Source organism: Gordonia sp. CPCC 205515, from assembly GCF_048537925.1.
Classification (GTDB): Bacteria; Actinomycetota; Actinomycetes; order Mycobacteriales; family Mycobacteriaceae; genus Gordonia.
Window position 1 is genome coordinate 104212 of record NZ_JBCLVJ010000018.1, and the last position, 17699, is coordinate 121910.

The following is a 17699-nucleotide window of genomic DNA, read 5'->3' on the forward strand; positions in this document are numbered from 1 at the left end:
GCGCTGCTCTTTCGTTGAGGGGATTTTTCTTACACTTCAATAGTGCGCCTGATCACCCGGGATCTGAATGGTGCGAGGACTAACGTTGAGGCCGTCTGGATGTGCACGTGCACACCCGGTCAGGAGTCGCTGTCTCCGGTGGTGATCGGGAAGTGGGCGGCCACCTCGAACGCCAGGCACAGTTCGGCGACTTCGCGCGGTGCCGTGGTGGAGCGGCCGGTCAGGTCCTCGATGCGCCGCAGACGATGCCGAACGGTGTTGCGGTGCACGTAAAGTCGTTCGGCGGTCGCGTTGACGTTACCGCCGGCCTCCGACCACACCCGGAACGTCTCGATGAGCGGCTCGCGGTCCTCGGGCGAGAGTTCGAACAATTCGTGCAACACGCGGGACGCGAGATCGGCGGTGACCTCCGGGGTGGTCACCGCCGCGATGCCGAGCACTGTGTCGTCGAACTCGTTGATTCCCGGACCTCCGCTCTGCAGTGCAATTCGCGCGTAGCGCAACGCTTTTACGGTGTCGGCGAGTTCGGTGAACGGGGCGCTGATGCCCACGCCGTCCACGGCTGTGCGCTCCAACAGGGCCAGCGCAGCGCGACGGGCCTTCTTCGTCGGGGTATGAATGATGCCGATCTGCTGATCGGGGAGCAGACGCCACGCCGAATACAGATCGATACCGCGAAGCTTTGTCTCGATGCCGGGGAGTGGGGGTTTGCCGATCTCCGGGGTGTCGGCGGCCACCGCGATGTACGGGCCGTGGGTCGGCAGGCGCAGGATGGTGGCGATCTCCCACAGGCTCGCCTCGGAAGTGATGCGGCCCTCGAGCAGGTGTTGGGTCAGGGCGGACCGCTCGGCGGCATCGTCGAGGACGCGGCTGGTGGTCTGCTCGCGGTGCGCATCGGCCATCGCGTTGATGAACAGGTCCTGCCCGAGCCACATCCGCTCGGTCGCGAAGAGTAGCGCGCGACGACACAGATATGGGTTCTCCTCGGCGACCGACATGAACTCACGCCACACCATCTGGAACCCGATCCGGTAGGCGTGCATGATCGCCGACAGCGGCACACCCAGCTGTGCACGGTTGGCCCCGGTTTCTCGTGCCGCAGAGGTATCGAACTCGGCGATACCACTCAAACCGCTGATGACGAAGTCGAAGTTCTTGTGCACCGTCGTCGCGATCTCCGCGCGGTCGACCACGTCGGCGGTCGCATAGAAGTCGATGTCGCGGATGATGGTGTCGGTGACCGCCGCGCTCAGCGTGTCGAGTCGGCCGGCTACGAGACCGGCGATCGTCTCCACATCACGTGTCACGATGGCGGCGTCATCGGGTCCGTTGGTCGATTTCGGCGCGGCGGTCATCACGCCATTGTCTGTCGTCGGGAGCCGTCCGTGGTGCGGTTTGGGGGGAGAGCCCGGTGCAGACCATTACAGTCGAGCCCATGCCTGAGACCACATGGGAACTGACCGCCGCCGACGGAGCAGTGCGAGTGCACACCGACGTCGCCGGTCGCGCCGCCCGTACGGGACATCGCCTGACGATCGGCCTGGAGCAGTGGACGGCGACGGTGACCTTCGACGACGACGAACCCACCGGCATCGAGGCGTCGATTGCCGTCGACTCGCTGAAGGTGGAGTCCGGGGAGGGCGGTCTGACCCCGATGAGTGGACCGGAGAAGATGGTCGCCCGCGGAAACGCGCTGAAATCCCTCAAGGCCGACAAGTTTCCCGACATCACGTACTCGTCATCGTCGATCACCAAGTCCGACAACGGCTATCACGTCGACGGCACACTCACGATCCACGGGAAAAACCGCCCGCAGACCCTCGACCTGACCGTCGACGACGTCGACGGCGGGCGGGAGATCAGCACCGAGGCGACGATCACGCAGACCGATTTCGGCATCAAGCCGTACTCCCTGATGATGGGCACACTCAAGGTGGCCGACGACGTGCGTGTGGAGATCACGGTCACCCACTGACCGGCGGTCACATTTGTTCGGCGGCCGTCGTCATCACCTATGAATCGACCGTCGACCGAGAAGGTGACAGGCACATGGATGAGACAGAGGTATTCGCCGCCGAGCGCCCCCGACTGCTGCGCATCGCCGAACGCATCGTCGGCGACCGCGGGGAGGCCGAGGACATCGTGCAGCAGGCCTGGTTGCGGCTGCACCGCACCGACACCGACATCGAGAACCTCCCCGCCTGGCTGACCACGGTCACCACCCGGTTGTGTCTGGATCGGCTGCGCGCCACCGTCCCGACGCCCGAGGACGACCTCGAACTCGACGACCAGGCCGCCGATCCGTCCGACGAGATCGCACTCGCTGACACCGTCGGCATCGCCTTACAGGTGGTTCTCGATCGACTCACCCCCAACGAGCGCGTTGCGTTCGTGCTGCACGACACGTTCGGCGTCGACTTCGCCACGGTCGCCGCAATCCTCGGTGCCAGCCCGGCCGCCGCCCGCAAACTCGCGTCGCGGGCGCGCGCCAAGATCACCCAGCCGGGGGAGCCGGAGCAGCGCACCGACTGGGCCATCGTCGACGCGTTCCTCGACGCCGCCCGCAACGGCGAGTTCGCGAAACTGCTGGAGCTCTTGGCGCCCGAGGTGGTCATCGAGGCGGATGCGGCCGCCATCGCGACCGGTACCCCGGCCCGGATGGAAGGCCGCGACACGGTCGCGCAGTTCTTCAATGGGGCGGCCAAAGCGGCGCTGTCGGTGTTCATCGGCGGCCGGCCCGGCGCCTGCTGGTTCGACAAGGGGCAGGCGCGGGTCGCGTTCGACTTCACCGTCGACGACGGCCGGGTCTCGCGCATCGTGTTTCGCGCCGACCCCGAGGTGCTCGCGCAGACCACGCGCCGCCGCGGTGGCGACCCCCGCTGAGATTTCTCGATCGGTACGGTCACATCTGGGACGCACCGATCGTCAAACAAGGTAAGGGCGGATTCGACCGGATCGGCCCGGCAACGAGAAAGGGATGACGAGATGAAGACCATGACCTGCAAGCAACTGGGCGGACCCTGCGACCTGGCACTGAGCGGCGAGACCGCCGACGAGGTGATCCAGGCCCAGGACAAGCACCTGCGGGCGGCCGTCGAGGGCGGCGACACCGCGCACACGCCCGCCCTCGACGACATGAAGGGCCGCTGGAAGCACCCGATCAAGGGGATGGGCTGGTACAAGAGCACCAAGAAGGCGTTCGCCGAACTGCCCGAAGACTGAGCCCCTTTTTGTTCCCTGTGTCGAAGGGCCCCGCTCGCCGACTGCTGACCCGCTATCCGCCCTCCGCCACCCCCACCACGTCGAAGACCAGGTGGGTGGCGCGGTCACCCTGCACACAGGTGACCGGGTTGCTGAACAGTCGGGTGCGACCGTCGGAGAACGCACCGAAGTACGGGCGTCCTTCGCCCAGCACCACCGGCACCAGATCGATGGCCACGGCGTCAAGAAGCCCCGCTTCGAGACATTGCCGGGCGATGGTGCCGGCGGCGGCTCCGACGGTCCGCTCGCCGGCAATCTCTTTCGCTGCGGCAACGGCGTCGGCGATGCCGGTGGTGATGAAGGTGAAGTTCTCCTCGCCGGGATAGTGCCAGTCGACGGGCGGCGTGTGCGTGAGCACGACGACCGGAACTCCCAGGGGATGCATGCCTTTCCATCCGTCGGTGACGTCGAAGAGCGTCCTTCCGACCAGCAGTGCGCCCAGGTCGGCGGTCCACGCTCGCCAATAGGCCGCGCTCTCCGCGGTCATGTGCATGGACCAGCCGTCGATCGCGGTAGGGACCTCTGTGGTGCCGTTGTCGTACCAGTCGAAGATCGGGCCCACCGTGTGATCGGTATAGGCGATGAAGCCGTCCAATGTCGTCGACGCGGACGCGATGACCCTACCCATCGTGCTCTCCTTCGGTTGGGTTGTGTATCAATCGTTTTCGTCGAGGAATCGTTTGATGAGAGTCAGCGACGCCTGGGCCAGTGGCGCATCGAGTTCCCCGGCATCCACTGCACCCAGATAGTCGCCGTGCCCGGCCGGCAGCACCAGCGGCCGGCCATGCGGCGTCGCCTGCGCCATCCACACCGTGTGCTCGGGCCGCACGACGTCCCGGTCGCCGCCGACGAACAGCGCGGGTGCCTGCATCGCCGACAGCTCCGCATCGTCGAAGTCCTCGAAGCCGCGCATCAGGGCGACATCCAGCTCGAACATCCGCCATAGATCGGCCGGGTCGGGATTGATCGCCCGATAGGCCTCGGCCAGCTCAGACGGCATGTCATTGATATCCGGCGCGTCAAAGTTGGTCCAGAATCCGTCGATCATGCCGTCGCGCCGGGCAAACCCGGACGCGACGACGATCCGTCGCGTCCGGCCGGCATGGCGGGACGCGAACCGCAGCACCGTCGGGCCACCGTTGCTGAAACCCATGACGTCGACGGAGTCGAGGCCGAGGTCAGCGACGAGCCTGGCCAGATCGTCGGCCGAGTTGTCGAAGGTGTAGGGCCGCGACGAATGCGGAGTGTGGCCGTGTCCCTGCAGCTCGACGCCGATCACCAGCCGGTCGTCGGCGAACGTCGGGATCGCGTGCGTCCAGTTGGTGCCGATCGTGCCGGCCCCGCCGTGCACCAGGAGTAGGGGAGTCCGCCGTCCGGGGGAGCCGTGTTTCTCGTGATAGAGCTCGATCGTCGTCATTTCTGCGCCTCCAGGTAGTAGGTCGGTACAGATCATGACTCGACGCGGCACCAGAAATCATCGGTGCCGCGCCCGACCGATCACTCGCCGGTCACCTCGGCCAGCTGATCGGTCACCGCCTTTTCGAACGAATTCGACTGCGCCCCAGCTGCAGTGAGGACAGGTCCGACGGTGGGATCGGCGAACAACGCGATCAACAGGTGCTCGGTTCCGACGTAGTTGTGCCCGAGACGTAGGGAGGTCTGCACGGTCTCCTCGAGCACGGCCTTCGCGGGGTCGTCATAAGGGACGAACGCGGTCGGCTCGGCGCCGGTCGCCGGGTTCTCCTGCGGTGAGAGCTGTTGCGCCACTGTGTCGATATCGACACCCAGAGTCCGCAAGGTGGTGACGCCGAGCGACTTGTCCTCGGCCAACACGCCACGGGTGAGCAGCGCAGGCGTGACATGCGACGACGACTCGGCCACCGCCAGGTTGTGTGCGGTCACCACCGCATTGCGGGCGCGAGGAGTGAAGCGCGCGAACGGATTCGACGCCGCCGGGTCGGGTGCGCTGGGTGTCTGCCCAACGAAGCGTTTCTGTGCCGCCTGTTTGCTGACGCCCATGCTGGACCCGATCTCGGTCCACGACGCGCCGGCGCGACGTGCCTGATCCACGAAGTGCCCGATCAATGAGTCGGCCAGATCGCCGAGATGCTGGCCGGCCACCACCGCATCGGAGAGTTGTTCCAGTGGATCGTCGTGCACCTTGTAGATGGCGTCGATCAGGTCGCCGAGGCGGACGTTGATGAGGGGTTTGGATTCTTCCGACATGCGTCAACCCTAGGTTGACGCCAAGCAATCGTCAACCCTGGGTTGACGCAGGGTTCGGGTCACGTCCGGCGCCACGTTCGACGAGGGCGGCGAGCGCCGCGGTGACCGAACCCCACCCGTCGAAGAAGCCGAGCTCTTCGTGTCGGGCACACTGCGCGGGATCTCCGTGCCGCACGATCGCGCGGTAGTCCGTGCCGTCGGGGTGCTCGTCGAGAATGATCTCGGCGGTCATCGCCACCGGTTGCGGAGACGCTGGTCGCCACGCACTGCTGACCGCGTTGGTGAATACCAGTCGCTGCTCGTCTTCGACGACAAGGAACACCGAATCGATATGGGGGACGAACTCAGTGCCGTCCTCGCTCATGCGTGTCACGAATCCGCCGCCGGGGCGGACGTCCAGGGTGTCCACCCGGACGACCATCGGAGCCGGAATCCACCATTGTTCGAGCAGGGTCGGGTCGGTCCAGGCGCGCCAGATGGCGGACCGTGGAGCGCGGATCACGCGCTCGATGGTGAGGTCGAGTCGGGGATCGACGGCGAGGGTGGTCATGACGGCTCCTTCGGTTGTGTGACAAGGGTTTCGAGGCGATCGGTGCGGGATTCCCAGAGGCTGCGCTGGTCGGCCAGCCAGCCGTCGACCAGCGCCAGGCGTTCGCGGTTCAGGGTGCACGTCCGCACCCTGCCGTGTTTGGTTGTCTGGATCAGGCCACTCGACTCCAGGGTCCGGACGTGCTTCATGAATGACGGCAAGGTCATTGAAAATGGTTGCGCCAGTTCACCAACGCTCGCTGGACCGGTCCCGAGGCGTCGGATCACCTGCCGTCGGGTCGGCTCGGCCAGCGCCACGAAGATGTCGTCCAGCGCCTCCTCATGGTAAACCATGAGGCTAAGTATTACTCATACTTTGCCGGAAAGCAAAGTATTTCCGAAGCGGATTTGTGGGCCGTTCGAATGATGACGGGCCACGGGGCCATGTCCGCTCACGACGCTGAGAGCATGCGGCCCTTGCGATATTCGATCAACGTCACCCTCGACGGATGCTGCGACCATCGGGAGATCATTCCCGACGAGGAACTGCATCGTCGTGCTGAGGAGAGCATTGGGCAGGCTGATGCGTTGCTCTTCGGTCGGGTGACCTACCAGATGATGGAGGAGGGGTGGCGTCTGCCGTTGTCGGATGCCATGCCCGACTGGATGAAACCGTTCGCCCACACGATGGATGCGGCGAAGAAGTACGTCGTGTCAAGCACTTTGACGAGTGTGGACTGGAACTCTGAACTCGTGCAGGGTGACCTGGAGGCGGCGGTTCGGGCGTTGAAGGAGGAACCGGGCAACGGGCTGGCCACCGGCGGCGTGCAACTCCCGATGGCGTTGGCGGAGTTGGGGTTGATCGATGAGTACGAGTTCGTCGTGCAACCACGAGTGGTCGGGCACGGGCCGACGCTGTTCGCCGGGATGTCACGGAGCCTTGACCTGCGGTTGGTGAGCCGTGTGGAGTATGAGTCCGGTGCCGTCGCGATGCGGTACGTGCCCAGGGGCAATTAGTGCTGGTGCGCAGAATATTTGGGGGAGTAGCGGCAGCTGTCGTCGCCATGTGCGGCGCCTGTGGGACCTCGAACAGTTCGTCATCGCTCGATCAGGCCACGACCCAGATCACCTACACCTACGTGGGACCCTCGACCGCGCCGGACTATCACGACGAATATCGAATCGTCGTCGAGCACGGGAACGCCACCCTCGCTATCGGGGGATACGGGACCGTCGACGGTTCCACGCCCCCGCGGCATACCGAGACGAAACCCGTTGACGCCGAGCAGTGGTCGGCGTTGACATCACGGATCGATGCACTCCCGTCGGGCAAGAATGTCGCGTCACACGGCTGTACCGGCGGTTCCACCTACGGCGTCACCGTGAACGACGACGGGGACATCGTCAAAGACACCCAGGCGTATGCCTGCGGTGCCGACGCCGACGCGGTGTCGGCGCCGTTCACCCAATTCATCGAACCGATCGAGTCACTGTTCGATATGCAGGCGTTACTGAACGGCTGAGCGCGTAGCCGGTTTGGTCAACCGTTGTCGACGGTGATCGCGATGCCGCTCCCATTCGCCGCGCGCGCAACATGAATGCCGCCCGGGGTCGCGACCATCCACGTCGGTTCGGCGGCTGGGGCGTGCGGGCCGACCCCGATGACCCGCATGCCCGCGGCGAGTCCGGCGGCAATCCCGTTGGCCGAGTCCTCGGCGACCACGCAGTCGGCCGGATCGACGCCGAGTTCGTTTGCTGCGATGCGGAATCCCTCCGGGTCGGGTTTGCTCGCCGTGACGTCCTCGGCGGTGATCGCCACCGCAGGCATGGACAGGCCGGCCGCACCCATCCGCGCGGCCGCCAGCTCTCGAGTGGCCGATGTGACCAGCGCGTGCGGCAGTCCGGCCAGGCCGGCGAGCAGGTCCGCGGCCCCCGGCAGCGCGACGACCCCGTCCAGTTCGCGGGTCTCGGCGGCGAGCAGCTCGCGATTCTCGGCGAGGTTCTGTTCCTGCGGACGGTCGGGCAGCAAGAGCGCCATACTGTCTTGGCCCTGTCGGCCATGAATGACCGACAGTGTGTGCTCTGGGTCAATGCCGTGAGCGACCGACCAAGCGCGCCAAAGCCGTTCGACCACGGCGTGCGAGTCGACCAGCGTTCCATCCATGTCGAGGAGGAGTGCGGCAGCGTGGGTTGTGGTCATGTGGGGAGCCTATCGGGCAAGCGCGGCTGAAAGTGGATCAGATGGGGCCGTTTAGACGGCGAAGGCCATCTCTGCCCGGCTAGCATTGAAAGCATTGCAGTCACTACTCGGAGGTGTCGCCCCATGGCAACGTTGACGATTCGCGATCTCGATGACGACACCAAGGCGGCTCTGCGATTGCGTGCTGCCAGAAACGGGCGATCCATGGAAGCGGAGGTCAGGATGATACTGCGCGACGTGCTGGGTCGACCGTTAGACGAAGTGGGTATGGGAACCAGAATCCGGAGGCGGTTTGCTGGATCCGATACCGATGCCCTCGAACTTCCGGAGCGGAGAGACATGCCGCAGGTGGCCGAAGTCTGATGATCCAATTGTCTCGGAAGGCCGATTGGTATGGCTGACGCACAGATCGCCGCGATCTGCGGACACCACACTGCGCAACTCGCTACCCGCAATGTCGACGATTTCTCGGGCTTGGGGATTGACATTCTCAATCCGTGGAATCATCAAGTCTGACGGCTGAGGAACGATTCACAGGAGCCCGACGACATGCGCAAATTGACCTTCGCGATGAGCGTGAGCGTGGACGGTTACGTCGCCGCACCCGGCGACGACCTCAGCTGGGGCACATCGAACGACGAACTTTTCCAGTTCTGGTCCGACCGCGTGGGGGCGACCGACTTGGCGCTCTATGGCCGCAGGCTGTGGGAGGGGATGAGCTCCCACTGGCCGACCGCCGACCAACAGCCCGGCGCCACACCGGCGCACATCGAGTTCGCGGGCCGCTGGCGGGACATGCCGAAGGTGGTGTTCTCCTCGTCGAACATCCCGGTCGACTGGAACACGCGCCTGGTCACCAGCGACGCGATCACCGAGATCACCCGGCTCAAGGCCGACGAGGGAGGTCCCCTGGACATCGGCGGTGCCACTCTCGCCGGCGCGGCCATGCGGGCGGGGCTGATCGACGAGTACACGCTCGTCACCCATCCCGTTCTGGTGGGCGACGGCATACCGTTCTTCACCGCTCTGGACAATTGGGTGAACCTGCGGCTGGTGGAAACCCGGACGTTTCCCGGCGGCGTGCTGCTGACCAGGTATGAGACCACGCGCTGAGGGATCGGCCCGTGCTGCCCTACGCGTCGGACGCCGTGAGACCCTCCTGAAGACGGCGGACATTGGCGCCGATTCGACCTGAGGCGAGAAGCCCCATGCCGAGTGGCCCCGATCGGTTCGTCCCCACCGGCGGCAGGGAGCGCAGCGCGGCCCGCACCTCGGTCGTCATATGGGTCAGTTGCCAACGGATTTCGTCGTCGCCGGCATCGGGGCTGTGCGCGGCAAGGTGGGCCGCGTCGGCCGCGTAGGCGGCGGCACCCAGCGCGTGTGCACCCATGTGGCACACCGCGACTGCCTGCCCGGCTGCTCTCGCGGCCGCGGCGGCGGCCGGAACGGTCAACTCACTGGCGGGCACACCACCGACGAAGCGACGGCGGATCTCCTCGGCGGTGTCGGTCTCGCCGCGCGAGAATGCCCGTGCGCGAGCAATGGCGGCACGCGGACGGTCGTCGTGCGGTGCCTCGGCCTCGAACAGTCCGAGCACCCGCTCGGCGCAATCGGCTGCCCAGCCCGCGACCAACCGTCGATCGTCTTCGCTCAGCGACTGCGGTGATCTGGCCACGTCCGAAGAGTCTACGTGCCAAGCGAATCCGTGGCGCTTGGTATCTGGTCGATAGGGCATCGGGTCAGCAGCGCGGACCAGATCGCTCTAGTTGATGACCTTGTCGTAGGCGCTGAAGATCGGTTGATACTTCGCCGGACAATGCGCCTTGGCCCACGCATTGAGTTGCTTGGGGATCTCGATGATGCCGTCGTCGACGTCGGCCATCGGATCCTGGCGCGCCTTGTCATTGATCGCTTCGAGCTTGTCGTACAGCGCCCGCTGGTCCGGCGGTGCGGCCGCCTCCAGTTGCGGCACCGAGACCTCGGCGTTGGCCTGCACTTGCTTGGCGATCTCCTGTTGCTGCGCCACCTGGTTCGGATCGGTCATGTCCATCGACATCGCGTTGTTGTAGTTCTCCACGCCCTTGGCCACGTACGAGGCGTACAGGTCGCAATAACTCCCACCCGAATCCTTGGCTGCGACGGCTGTCGGAGCGGCACCCGAGTCTGACGAATCGTTGCCCGACGAACATCCGCCGACGGCAAGCGCCAGTGCCGCAGCGATGGAAACCGATAGTGCCAGAGCGGAATTGCTTCGTAGACATCGCATGGTCATCTCATTTCGTGTGGCGGGCAGGGTCGTCGGAGTGGCCCTGGTATGCGACAACCTTTACCCACCGGCAGCGACGGCACATGAGTAGCGCACTACCCGAATCGAGTCATAGCATCCGCCAAGTGGCCGGGGTGTCGCCGGCGATGTGTCAAGGTCGTTGATGTGACTTCAACTTCGACACCGATCGATTGGGCATTCAAGCGAGGGCGCGTGCACTCCGGCGATGTCGCGGAACTCAACGCGATGGTCGATCGGTGGATGACCGTCGATCGACTCGGGCCGGTCCCGTGGTTCGATCCCGACGACGGTGGCCGTCGTGCCCGCATGTTGGTGTTGCTCGAGACGCCCGGTCCGAAGACGGTGGGTGAGGGCGGCTCCATGATGTGCTCGTTCGACAACAAGGATTCCACCAATCCTGTGCTGCGGCAGATGCTGTCCGAGGTCGGGGTGGATCGGCGAATGTGCGTCAAGTGGAACGCGGTCCCGTGGGCGTGCCTCGATGACGGGGGTCGGGCAACGTCGCCGCGCGCCGCGGATCTCGATGCGGCGGCGCCGTTCTTGGCCGAGACTCTGTCGCTGTTACCTGCGCTCGAGTTGGTGGTGACGTTGGGCGCGAAGTCTCTCGATGGATACATGCGTTGCCTCACTGCTCAAACACCGCAGCGGATCCTGCCGGTGATCGCCGCCCCACACCCGTCGGCCCGCAATGCCCGGGCCCGGGCCGCTGCGCTGGCGCGGGTACGTATAGCGCTGACCGCGGCGTCGGCCCACCTCGGTTCGCGGTAGGTGCCGGCGACGGAGCTCAGTGGTCGAGCGACTCATGAGGCCTTCAGTGCCGCGGCAGTTGTGCCGAGTAGATCGAAAACCCATCGATCCACCGAGTGATCGCGGTGGCGAGGCTGTGCTACTACAAGAGATGTAGTATTAGGAGAGCAAATGCGCCGCACCCCGGCCGTGGCCTCAGGAGCTCAACTTGTCGACAGTCTCTGGGTTGCCCGCCCATGTCCTTCTCGTCCACTTCATCGTCGTGCTCGCACCGCTGACGGCCGTGCTGGAGATCATGTGCGCATTGTGGCGCGCCGCGCGACGCCACCTCGTGTGGTTGGGCGCGGTACTGGCGGTGGTGTGCCTGATACTCACCCCGTTGACGACCGACGCGGGTGAATGGCTCGAGCATCACGTCGACGTGACGCCGGCGATACGCACCCACACTGAGCTTGGTGACACCATGATCTACGTTTCGGTTGCTTTGGTGATCGCCGCGATCCTGCTTGTCATGGTCCACCTGCGTGAGTCGCGTGGTCGCGCGTTGAATAATGCTGCGGTGTTGGCTATTTCGGCACTGGTCGTGATCGTCGGTATCGGCACTGTCGTGCAGGTGTACCGCATCGGTGATTCGGGAGCTCGGTCGGCCTGGGGCGACACGGTGTCGGGCAAATGACAGCCACCGCCCGTGCGCGCTGTAGTCAGCGCGACGCCCGAGGTGTTTGTCGCCGGCGGGAATCGCGGAAGCTTCGTGTCAACTCGACGCGGAGGACCTATGCACGGCGCCACCGCAACGCGCGTTTGGGGCACAACCGGATGGCTTCGGTCCCGATGGCCGACTCGACACGATCATCGTGAATGATGGGATATCCCCATTCATCCAGTGTCACTTTATTATTGAGGACAATCGCGCACACGCCATGGCCCCCGCACGCAATGCGGTCGACCGCGATCCGGGCGTCACTCCACTGCGGGTGGACGCCGGCCATACGATCTTTCAGGCCCATCACACCGCTCCGGCTGCAACGTTCATGGGCGACCCCGGCGCGTCGGTCGGGGGCCTGCCGGGAAGAAGATGGTCGAAGGTGACCAGCGCCGATTCGATGAAAGCGGCGACACCATCAGGGTGTCGGCATGCCCCGCGCCCGCGCAGCAACCCGAGGCGGCGCCGGAACAGTTGCCGGTCACGCATTGTCGATGCCCCGCTGAGAAGGCGATCCAACTCGCCGGCGGCAGCGGGTAGTCCGAACATGCATGGCCCGCACTGTTGCGCTGACTCGCCGGCGGCGTAAGCGACCGTATCGCTGACGATGTCCCACGGATCGGTACGTGCATCGATGGCAGCGACAATCGCCGGACCGATGCGCAGTCGGTACGGCGCGAGTCCTCCGGCGGTCCAGGTGGTGTGGGGACTGAGACGAATGGGCAGGAATCCACCGGCTATCCCGTTGAGCCACAGGTAGTCCGACCGCGCCGACAAGCCGCCGGCGACCTCGATGAGCTGCCCTATGGGGACACCTGCCGCCGATTCGTAGACTCCCGGTCTCGCTACCGCACCTCGCAGGGTGACCAGACGAGGTCCGGGCTCTGCGGCAGTACCCACAGAACGGAACCAGTGTGGACCCCGCTGTGCGATCTGCTCGATGCGCCAGAGGGTTTCGGCATTGAGGACGAGTGTCGGGGGAATGTGCACGCCTCGTCCAGTGCGTGCCCCCGAGGTGATCGGGGCAAACCGCATCGCCGGCCGGGCGAGGTCACCCGCGGCGAGCGCGGCCAGGGCGGATTCCTCGGAGGACACATACCGACGGGGGACTTCCAGTGCAGGTAACGCCGCGTCGCGCACGAGGCGGAGAGTGTGTGAGTCGCGATGTGCGGCAACCCGGAACCGGTCGCCGGCGATGCGCTGTGCAGCATGGGTCACCTCCTCGAGATGGCGAGCTATCACCCATTCGTCTTTGCGGGCACCCCATTCCCCGTCGCACGCATTCACGATCAGCTCGGCGCTGTGGTCGGCGGCGGATCGGAGCTTGACAGCGGTGGAGAACGACGCACCGCCGCGTCCGCAGAGTCCGGCGTCGGCGACGAGATCGATCAGATTGCTCATGTCCACTCCTGGATGAGTTCGATACGGCGGGTGCGCGAGGTCGTTCGTATGTGCCAGATGCGTAGGAGGCCGGTCACCGCGAGCACAACAGCGCAGGTGATCGAGGCTGTCGTGATAACGGGCTGATCGGACCTCGACATGATCAGTGAGTGGGTTACGGCGAACAGGGCCATTCCGTACGCGGACCAGTGCACCAAGCGCCAGGCATGCTCAGGGATGCGATGCCGTAGCAGTGACGTGACGATGATGGTGAGACCGATGTCGAGCGCAACGGTTCCCAGCGCAACGCCGAATCGTTCGTAGCCGGAAGCGAACGGGACGAATGGAACTAGCCAGCCGACATCCACATAGGTGTCCAGCACAGCGGTCAGTACATGACATGCGAGGAAAACGAGTGACGCCAGAGCGAGACCCCGGTGTGTGACGGTGACCGTCGCCGACATGCGGGCACGCTTGGTTCCGACGCCGGCGATGCCCAGCAGGAGTACGACCGTGAACAGGAGCAGGGTGACGATCCCCGATGCGCGGGACACGTACCAGAGCCATTCGCTGTTCATCAAGCGGGTCCCTCGCGTTCAGCGGACGTCATCGGCCACCCGCCAACGCGTGTCTCGGTTCCGTCGTGGGCAATCAGGAGGGCAGGAATTTCCCTGGCCGACAACCAGTTCGGGGCCTCGGCGCCGAGGATCACCGATGCGGTCGACGCTGCGTTTGCCCACTGGGTCCGCGTGCTCGCGCAGGTCACCTGAGCCCACGGCGACTCCGCGGACACGCCTGTTCGTGGATCGATGATGTGATGGCGGTCGGTGGCTCCCGACCGCCACGTACGCACTCGTGTCGAGGACGTCGCGAACGCCTGACCGTCGTTGGCCGACAACACCTGCCGGGTACGGCCGGTCCAGTCGACGACACCGATCTGCCAACCACGTCGTGGGCTGGGGCCGCCACTCGCCAGGTCACCGCCGAGGTCCAGCAGGATTCCGGTACCGATCCGGGCGGCGATCTCGGTGGCCCACAGTTGGGCAGACATCGCTTTCGCGGAACAGCCGAGGTCGAGGGTGACCCCGGCAGTGAGCGTGAGGACGCCCCCGTCGACGCCACAGACCCGATCGGCAGTCACGGGTACGGGGTGGTCACGCAGTACCGTTTCGTTGCGGCTCCGTACGACGTCGATGTCGTCGTCGTACCCGGCGTCGATCAGTTCGTTGCCGACGGTTGGGGTGACGAGGCCCCCGGTGCGAGCGGCCACATCCAGTGCGAGCACAAGGTGATCGGCGAGGAGACTCGACACCGGGAACCTCACCGTGCCTTGACCGTCGACTGCCGCGCTGCGCGACTGGGCATTGATCCGGCCGAGCTCACTGGACAGACGGAATCGCGATGCCGCACAGTCGAGTTCGTCGAGGCGCTCGACGAGCATGGCGCGCGCGACGGGAAGGGCCGCGGCGTCGGTGGCCAGAAGCCGGATATGAGTGCCGAGAGCGCGTAAGTCTGTCGAATAGACCCGTTCGGCGCCTGCCACGCCCGCACTCGTCATGACGCTGAGGTCTGGGCGTGGGAGTTCCACCCGCCGCTCTGCAGGGGCGGTGTCTGTGGCCAGGTTCCGGGTCCCGATGTGCCGTCCGACGAGTCACCTCCGGTCGTGGTGCCGTCGGATGCGGCGCCACGCTGCGTCTGCGTCGGTGAGTCTGCTGACGGGCCAGACGGGGGTGACGACGTGGTCGAGGTGGCGGGCGGACTGCCAGAGCCTTGCGCGACGGCGAGACCGCCGGCGATGCCCGCCGTGGCAACCGCCGCCGCAGCGGACACGCTGACGGTGATCCACCGGGCGCGGGCGATGTGGTTGATGGTGTTCATGTCTCTCCAGGGCTGTGGTGCCAGGCCACCGCGCCGCCGATCCGATCCTCGGCGCCGCTTCGGTCTGTGTACCCATGATGCGCAGCGTGGCTGAAGCTTTGCTGAAGGCGGGCTGTCAATATTCAGACTGGCGATGCAGGTGAGGCGAGCTTTGGTCGCTTCCGGCCCCCCGGATTTCGGCTCTCCGCGATTCCCCGCGCCTCTTTGAGCAAAACCGTGCGACGGTAGCGCTCGCCACCGATCAGTGGAAGACCGCAGACGGAGGTTCTCCTGGCTCGGGAGACACGCAGTCCTCGACGACGTCGCCGAGTCCCGCGATGATGACCACTGCCGCGACCGTGGCAACCGCGAGCGCGGCCAGGCCGCGTTTGGGTGTCGCCGGCCTGGTTTGTTCGGTGAGCGCGCGAATCCTCTGTACAACATCAGATCCGTTGCCATGCAGGGCATCGCTGTCGGGGGCGCGCCCGCGCGCGGATCGAACGAGGGAGGTGCGGGCCAACGCCCGAAGCAGCGGTCGCGATCCTCCGCGCGCGGCGGCCTGATCGGCGTGGCGTTCGGCTGCAAGTCGGACTGCGCGGGTGATCGGATCTGCGAGCGGATTGACGCGTGCCGCGAACTCGCACAGTTGGATCCACGCGTAGTGCCGGTGACGAAGGTGCGCGCGTTCGTGACGAATAACGGCCGACAACTCGTCGGGGGGAAGGACTCGGCACAAACCGGCCGTGACCACGACGACGCCCTTACCGGTGGGGACAGCGAAAGCGTCTGGTTCCGGATCGTCGATGACGAGCACGTCGCTGCCGGGCGTCGCGGCACGGGTGAACGGGGCGTTCGCGCGACGGCTGGCAAGAACACGGCCGGCGTGCCGCATAAGGACGAGCAGGCGCCAGACCACGGTCGCCAGCAGGGCCAAGCCGATGAGTCGGAGCCACGGCTCACCTGACGTCAACAGGACAGCGGCTATCGCGATCGCTGACGCCGCCGTGGCGGCACAGAGAACGGCGACCGTCCCAGGGATGGCGACAGTGAACAGGATTGGCGTCAATGCGCGTTCGAACCACGGCGTGAGCGCAACGCAGATCGCCAGCAATACCCACGGCGCCAGTACCGTGATGGTGAACGTCATCCGGTACCCGCATCGTCGTCGAGATCAGTCGTGAGGAGCCGGATCAGTATGTCCTCATCTTCAGGGTCGAGTGCGGCAACGAAATTGGCGAGCACGTCGGCTCGATCGGCCCGCTCATCCATTGCACTGCGCATGCGCAGCGCAGAACGCAGCGCGGGCAGTGAATCCTTCGGGGCATTGAGCCGATACTCGTAGCCTCGGCCGCGACGTTCCCGGCTCACCAGCCCCTTGTCGGTCAACCGCACGAGCGCAGTCATTACCGTGGTGTGGGCCAACCGCTTTGACAGTCCAGCACTCACCTGTGCAACCGACATCCAGTCACCACCATCGAGGATTCCGATCACCTCGTTCTCGAGTTCTCCGGATCGTCGTCGCTTCATATGTTGATTCCTCAGTGCGTGTGAACCACCGGACTGCCACCGGCCATGCGGTGAAAGTCTACCCGGCAGCAGGGAACTGCTACAGTTTGTGTAGTAGTTTGGTCGAGTCGGCTCGGAGGGTTGCGGGCGCCGGTTCGCTCCCCGGGGGGGGTCGATTCGCAACGAATCGACCTGTGCAGCCTGCGCCACTGCAGAAGGGACCACGAGATGGCGGTTGATCGACATGCTCAAGCCCACCGCAAGGACGTTTCTCGTGCCTACCGTCGCGGGCAGTCGATACCGATGTTCGCCTACGACCGGGACGAGGATGCATTGTGGTCGAGCGTCTTCGGCATGCTCAGCGAGATGCACGTGCAATTCGGGTGTGCGCGGTATCGAACGGCCGCGCGACGCGTCGGGCTGCCAACATCTCAGGTTCCGCAACTGCGCGAGGTGTCTCGGATACTCCACTCGCTGAGCGGCTTTCAACTTGCGCCGGCCATCGGTACCCTGCCGAGCCGGTTGTTCTATGCACCGCTTGCCGAGGGTGTCCTGCATGCGACTCCGGACATTCGTCCGGTGGTCCAGCAGTCGTTTTCGCCGGAACCTGACATCATTCACGAACTCGTCGGACATGCTGTCATGCTGGCCGATCCGGAGTTCGCTGAGCTGTATCGATGGTTTGGGCGGGCAACCAGCAATGCCGGTTCCGCGGAGGTGACCACGGCGATCGCGCGATTGTTTTGGTTCACGATGGAGGTCGGCTTGGTGGCTGAGAAAGGTCACCCGCGAGCGTATGGTGCTGCGATCCTGTCGTCGACCAACGAGATGGAGTTGTATTCGGAGGCCGAATTGCGCAACTTCCGTGTCGACGACGTCGTTGCCTGCGACATCGAGGATGGTGTTTGTCAGCCCATCCTCTACGTGGCCGATTCGGTGGACCACATGATGGGCCAGGTCCGGGATTTTCTCGTGGATTGCGCTCGCCGATGACGTCCCGATCT

Annotated in this window: 26 protein-coding genes; 10 read left to right on the top strand and 16 right to left on the bottom strand. The window is 65.3% G+C overall.

Translation table 11 applies throughout. The annotated features are described in order from the left end of the window. Nucleotides 1-119: 119 nt before the first annotated feature. Nucleotides 120-1355, bottom strand: a complete 1236-nt coding sequence (locus AAFP30_RS24285; RefSeq protein WP_419232605.1) for a PucR family transcriptional regulator — start codon at nt 1353-1355, stop codon at nt 120-122. An 80-nt stretch (nt 1356-1435) separates the two neighbouring features. On the opposite strand from AAFP30_RS24285, the gene AAFP30_RS24290 reads away from it, so the two are divergent. The 3 genes from AAFP30_RS24290 (at nt 1436) to AAFP30_RS24300 (ending at nt 3222) form a co-directional block, all read left to right on the top strand. After that, on the top strand, nt 1436-1975 hold the full coding sequence (locus AAFP30_RS24290) for a YceI family protein (protein ID WP_419232606.1): 540 nt from the start codon (nt 1436-1438) through the stop codon (nt 1973-1975). 74 nt (nt 1976-2049) lie between these two features. Then, on the top strand, nt 2050-2883 hold the full coding sequence (locus AAFP30_RS24295) for a sigma-70 family RNA polymerase sigma factor (RefSeq protein WP_419232607.1): 834 nt from the start codon (nt 2050-2052) through the stop codon (nt 2881-2883). A gap of 102 nt (nt 2884-2985) precedes the next feature. After that, nucleotides 2986-3222, top strand: a complete 237-nt coding sequence (locus AAFP30_RS24300; RefSeq protein WP_419232608.1) for a DUF1059 domain-containing protein — start codon at nt 2986-2988, stop codon at nt 3220-3222. Between the two features lie 52 nt (nt 3223-3274). On the opposite strand, the gene AAFP30_RS24305 is transcribed toward AAFP30_RS24300, so the two are convergent. The 5 genes from AAFP30_RS24305 to AAFP30_RS24325 all read right to left on the bottom strand — a co-directional run bounded on the left by AAFP30_RS24305 (nt 3275) and on the right by AAFP30_RS24325 (nt 6369). After that, nucleotides 3275-3889 carry a dihydrofolate reductase family protein gene (locus tag AAFP30_RS24305; protein ID WP_419232609.1) on the bottom strand — a complete coding sequence of 205 codons (615 nt, stop codon included), beginning with the start codon at nt 3887-3889 and terminating at the stop codon, nt 3275-3277. A 27-nt stretch (nt 3890-3916) separates the two neighbouring features. Further along, the gene (locus AAFP30_RS24310) at nt 3917-4678 is read right to left on the bottom strand and encodes an alpha/beta fold hydrolase (RefSeq protein WP_419232610.1); all 762 of its coding nucleotides are present in this window, start codon (nt 4676-4678) and stop codon (nt 3917-3919) included. Between the two features lie 80 nt (nt 4679-4758). Then, on the bottom strand, nt 4759-5487 hold the full coding sequence (locus AAFP30_RS24315; RefSeq protein ID WP_419232611.1) for a Clp protease N-terminal domain-containing protein: 729 nt from the start codon (nt 5485-5487) through the stop codon (nt 4759-4761). 31 nt (nt 5488-5518) lie between these two features. Then, on the bottom strand, nt 5519-6037 hold the full coding sequence (locus tag AAFP30_RS24320) for an SRPBCC domain-containing protein (protein ID WP_419232612.1): 519 nt from the start codon (nt 6035-6037) through the stop codon (nt 5519-5521). Further along, nucleotides 6034-6369, bottom strand: coding sequence for an ArsR/SmtB family transcription factor (locus AAFP30_RS24325; protein ID WP_419232613.1), 336 nt, complete (start codon nt 6367-6369; stop codon nt 6034-6036). Before AAFP30_RS24325 ends, AAFP30_RS24320 begins: the two co-directional genes overlap by 4 nt. 114 nt (nt 6370-6483) lie before the next feature. On the opposite strand from AAFP30_RS24325, the gene AAFP30_RS24330 reads away from it, so the two are divergent. After that, entirely contained in the window at nt 6484-7032 is a 549-nt protein-coding gene (locus AAFP30_RS24330) for a dihydrofolate reductase family protein (RefSeq protein ID WP_419232614.1), read from the top strand. A 122-nt stretch (nt 7033-7154) separates the two neighbouring features. Then, a complete protein-coding gene (locus tag AAFP30_RS24335; protein WP_419232615.1) occupies nt 7155-7538 on the top strand; it encodes a hypothetical protein in 384 nt (127 codons plus the stop codon). A 17-nt stretch (nt 7539-7555) separates the two neighbouring features. On the opposite strand, the gene AAFP30_RS24340 is transcribed toward AAFP30_RS24335, so the two are convergent. Next, complete coding sequence (locus AAFP30_RS24340; protein WP_419232616.1) at nt 7556-8215, bottom strand: HAD-IA family hydrolase; 660 nt, start codon at nt 8213-8215, stop codon at nt 7556-7558. A 123-nt stretch (nt 8216-8338) separates the two neighbouring features. Between AAFP30_RS24340 and AAFP30_RS24345 the strand changes: the two genes are divergently transcribed. After that, nucleotides 8339-8578 carry a FitA-like ribbon-helix-helix domain-containing protein gene (locus AAFP30_RS24345; RefSeq protein ID WP_419232617.1) on the top strand — a complete coding sequence of 80 codons (240 nt, stop codon included), beginning with the start codon at nt 8339-8341 and terminating at the stop codon, nt 8576-8578. Between the two features lie 186 nt (nt 8579-8764). After that, on the top strand, nt 8765-9328 hold the full coding sequence (locus AAFP30_RS24350) for a dihydrofolate reductase family protein (protein WP_419232618.1): 564 nt from the start codon (nt 8765-8767) through the stop codon (nt 9326-9328). A gap of 19 nt (nt 9329-9347) precedes the next feature. On the opposite strand, the gene AAFP30_RS24355 is transcribed toward AAFP30_RS24350, so the two are convergent. Together AAFP30_RS24355 and AAFP30_RS24360 are read right to left on the bottom strand one after the other, a co-directional pair. Further along, nucleotides 9348-9890: a putative immunity protein gene (locus AAFP30_RS24355; RefSeq protein WP_419232619.1), complete on the bottom strand. Its 543-nt coding sequence runs from the start codon at nt 9888-9890 to the stop codon at nt 9348-9350. An 87-nt stretch (nt 9891-9977) separates the two neighbouring features. Next, the gene (locus tag AAFP30_RS24360) at nt 9978-10481 is read right to left on the bottom strand and encodes a hypothetical protein (protein ID WP_419232620.1); all 504 of its coding nucleotides are present in this window, start codon (nt 10479-10481) and stop codon (nt 9978-9980) included. A gap of 165 nt (nt 10482-10646) precedes the next feature. Between AAFP30_RS24360 and AAFP30_RS24365 the strand changes: the two genes are divergently transcribed. Together AAFP30_RS24365 and AAFP30_RS24370 are read left to right on the top strand one after the other, a co-directional pair. Next, nucleotides 10647-11270: a uracil-DNA glycosylase gene (locus AAFP30_RS24365; RefSeq protein WP_419232621.1), complete on the top strand. Its 624-nt coding sequence runs from the start codon at nt 10647-10649 to the stop codon at nt 11268-11270. A gap of 187 nt (nt 11271-11457) precedes the next feature. After that, nucleotides 11458-11925, top strand: coding sequence for a DUF2231 domain-containing protein (locus AAFP30_RS24370; RefSeq protein WP_419232622.1), 468 nt, complete (start codon nt 11458-11460; stop codon nt 11923-11925). A gap of 97 nt (nt 11926-12022) precedes the next feature. Here the strand turns inward: AAFP30_RS24370 and AAFP30_RS24375 are convergent, their stop codons facing one another. From AAFP30_RS24375 to AAFP30_RS24405, 7 genes are all read right to left on the bottom strand, one after another. Next, nucleotides 12023-12256, bottom strand: coding sequence for a ferredoxin (locus AAFP30_RS24375; RefSeq protein WP_419232623.1), 234 nt, complete (start codon nt 12254-12256; stop codon nt 12023-12025). After that, entirely contained in the window at nt 12256-13353 is a 1098-nt protein-coding gene (locus AAFP30_RS24380) for an NADH-ubiquinone oxidoreductase-F iron-sulfur binding region domain-containing protein (protein WP_419232624.1), read from the bottom strand. Before AAFP30_RS24380 ends, AAFP30_RS24375 begins: the two co-directional genes overlap by 1 nt. After that, the gene (locus AAFP30_RS24385) at nt 13350-13910 is read right to left on the bottom strand and encodes an iron reductase (protein WP_419232625.1); all 561 of its coding nucleotides are present in this window, start codon (nt 13908-13910) and stop codon (nt 13350-13352) included. The genes AAFP30_RS24380 and AAFP30_RS24385 overlap by 4 nt, the downstream gene beginning before the upstream one ends. After that, on the bottom strand, nt 13910-14890 hold the full coding sequence (locus AAFP30_RS24390; RefSeq protein ID WP_419232626.1) for an FAD:protein FMN transferase: 981 nt from the start codon (nt 14888-14890) through the stop codon (nt 13910-13912). Before AAFP30_RS24390 ends, AAFP30_RS24385 begins: the two co-directional genes overlap by 1 nt. After that, nucleotides 14887-15210, bottom strand: a complete 324-nt coding sequence (locus AAFP30_RS24395; protein ID WP_419232627.1) for a hypothetical protein — start codon at nt 15208-15210, stop codon at nt 14887-14889. The genes AAFP30_RS24390 and AAFP30_RS24395 overlap by 4 nt, the downstream gene beginning before the upstream one ends. A 241-nt stretch (nt 15211-15451) precedes the next feature. After that, nucleotides 15452-16336, bottom strand: coding sequence for a M56 family metallopeptidase (locus tag AAFP30_RS24400; protein WP_419232628.1), 885 nt, complete (start codon nt 16334-16336; stop codon nt 15452-15454). Then, a complete protein-coding gene (locus AAFP30_RS24405) occupies nt 16333-16716 on the bottom strand; it encodes a BlaI/MecI/CopY family transcriptional regulator (RefSeq protein WP_419232629.1) in 384 nt (127 codons plus the stop codon). Before AAFP30_RS24405 ends, AAFP30_RS24400 begins: the two co-directional genes overlap by 4 nt. Before the next feature lie 207 nt (nt 16717-16923). On the opposite strand from AAFP30_RS24405, the gene AAFP30_RS24410 reads away from it, so the two are divergent. Next, complete coding sequence (locus tag AAFP30_RS24410) at nt 16924-17688, top strand: amino acid hydroxylase (protein WP_419232630.1); 765 nt, start codon at nt 16924-16926, stop codon at nt 17686-17688. Nucleotides 17689-17699 lie beyond the last annotated feature (11 nt).

What these genes read in the sequence shown, in the direction of transcription:
- AAFP30_RS24295 (WP_419232607.1), top strand. Translation starts at nt 2,050, where the DNA reads ATGGATGAGACAGAGGTATTCGCCGCCGAGCGCCCCCGACTGCTGCGC.
- AAFP30_RS24385 (WP_419232625.1), bottom strand. Translation starts at nt 13,910, where the DNA reads ATGAACAGCGAATGGCTCTGGTACGTGTCCCGCGCATCGGGGATCGTC.
- AAFP30_RS24340 (WP_419232616.1), bottom strand. Translation starts at nt 8,215, where the DNA reads ATGACCACAACCCACGCTGCCGCACTCCTCCTCGACATGGATGGAACG.
- AAFP30_RS24350 (WP_419232618.1), top strand. Translation starts at nt 8,765, where the DNA reads ATGCGCAAATTGACCTTCGCGATGAGCGTGAGCGTGGACGGTTACGTC.
- AAFP30_RS24395 (WP_419232627.1), bottom strand. Translation starts at nt 15,210, where the DNA reads ATGAACACCATCAACCACATCGCCCGCGCCCGGTGGATCACCGTCAGC.
- AAFP30_RS24380 (WP_419232624.1), bottom strand. Translation starts at nt 13,353, where the DNA reads ATGAGCAATCTGATCGATCTCGTCGCCGACGCCGGACTCTGCGGACGC.
- AAFP30_RS24375 (WP_419232623.1), bottom strand. Translation starts at nt 12,256, where the DNA reads ATGGGCCTGAAAGATCGTATGGCCGGCGTCCACCCGCAGTGGAGTGAC.
- AAFP30_RS24325 (WP_419232613.1), bottom strand. Translation starts at nt 6,369, where the DNA reads ATGGTTTACCATGAGGAGGCGCTGGACGACATCTTCGTGGCGCTGGCC.
- AAFP30_RS24285 (WP_419232605.1), bottom strand. Translation starts at nt 1,355, where the DNA reads ATGACCGCCGCGCCGAAATCGACCAACGGACCCGATGACGCCGCCATC.
- AAFP30_RS24315 (WP_419232611.1), bottom strand. Translation starts at nt 5,487, where the DNA reads ATGTCGGAAGAATCCAAACCCCTCATCAACGTCCGCCTCGGCGACCTG.
- AAFP30_RS24405 (WP_419232629.1), bottom strand. Translation starts at nt 16,716, where the DNA reads ATGAAGCGACGACGATCCGGAGAACTCGAGAACGAGGTGATCGGAATC.
- AAFP30_RS24390 (WP_419232626.1), bottom strand. Translation starts at nt 14,890, where the DNA reads ATGACGAGTGCGGGCGTGGCAGGCGCCGAACGGGTCTATTCGACAGAC.
- AAFP30_RS24305 (WP_419232609.1), bottom strand. Translation starts at nt 3,889, where the DNA reads ATGGGTAGGGTCATCGCGTCCGCGTCGACGACATTGGACGGCTTCATC.
- AAFP30_RS24290 (WP_419232606.1), top strand. Translation starts at nt 1,436, where the DNA reads ATGCCTGAGACCACATGGGAACTGACCGCCGCCGACGGAGCAGTGCGA.
- AAFP30_RS24330 (WP_419232614.1), top strand. Translation starts at nt 6,484, where the DNA reads ATGCGGCCCTTGCGATATTCGATCAACGTCACCCTCGACGGATGCTGC.
- AAFP30_RS24345 (WP_419232617.1), top strand. Translation starts at nt 8,339, where the DNA reads ATGGCAACGTTGACGATTCGCGATCTCGATGACGACACCAAGGCGGCT.
- AAFP30_RS24360 (WP_419232620.1), bottom strand. Translation starts at nt 10,481, where the DNA reads ATGCGATGTCTACGAAGCAATTCCGCTCTGGCACTATCGGTTTCCATC.
- AAFP30_RS24300 (WP_419232608.1), top strand. Translation starts at nt 2,986, where the DNA reads ATGAAGACCATGACCTGCAAGCAACTGGGCGGACCCTGCGACCTGGCA.
- AAFP30_RS24310 (WP_419232610.1), bottom strand. Translation starts at nt 4,678, where the DNA reads ATGACGACGATCGAGCTCTATCACGAGAAACACGGCTCCCCCGGACGG.
- AAFP30_RS24400 (WP_419232628.1), bottom strand. Translation starts at nt 16,336, where the DNA reads ATGACGTTCACCATCACGGTACTGGCGCCGTGGGTATTGCTGGCGATC.
- AAFP30_RS24410 (WP_419232630.1), top strand. Translation starts at nt 16,924, where the DNA reads ATGGCGGTTGATCGACATGCTCAAGCCCACCGCAAGGACGTTTCTCGT.
- AAFP30_RS24320 (WP_419232612.1), bottom strand. Translation starts at nt 6,037, where the DNA reads ATGACCACCCTCGCCGTCGATCCCCGACTCGACCTCACCATCGAGCGC.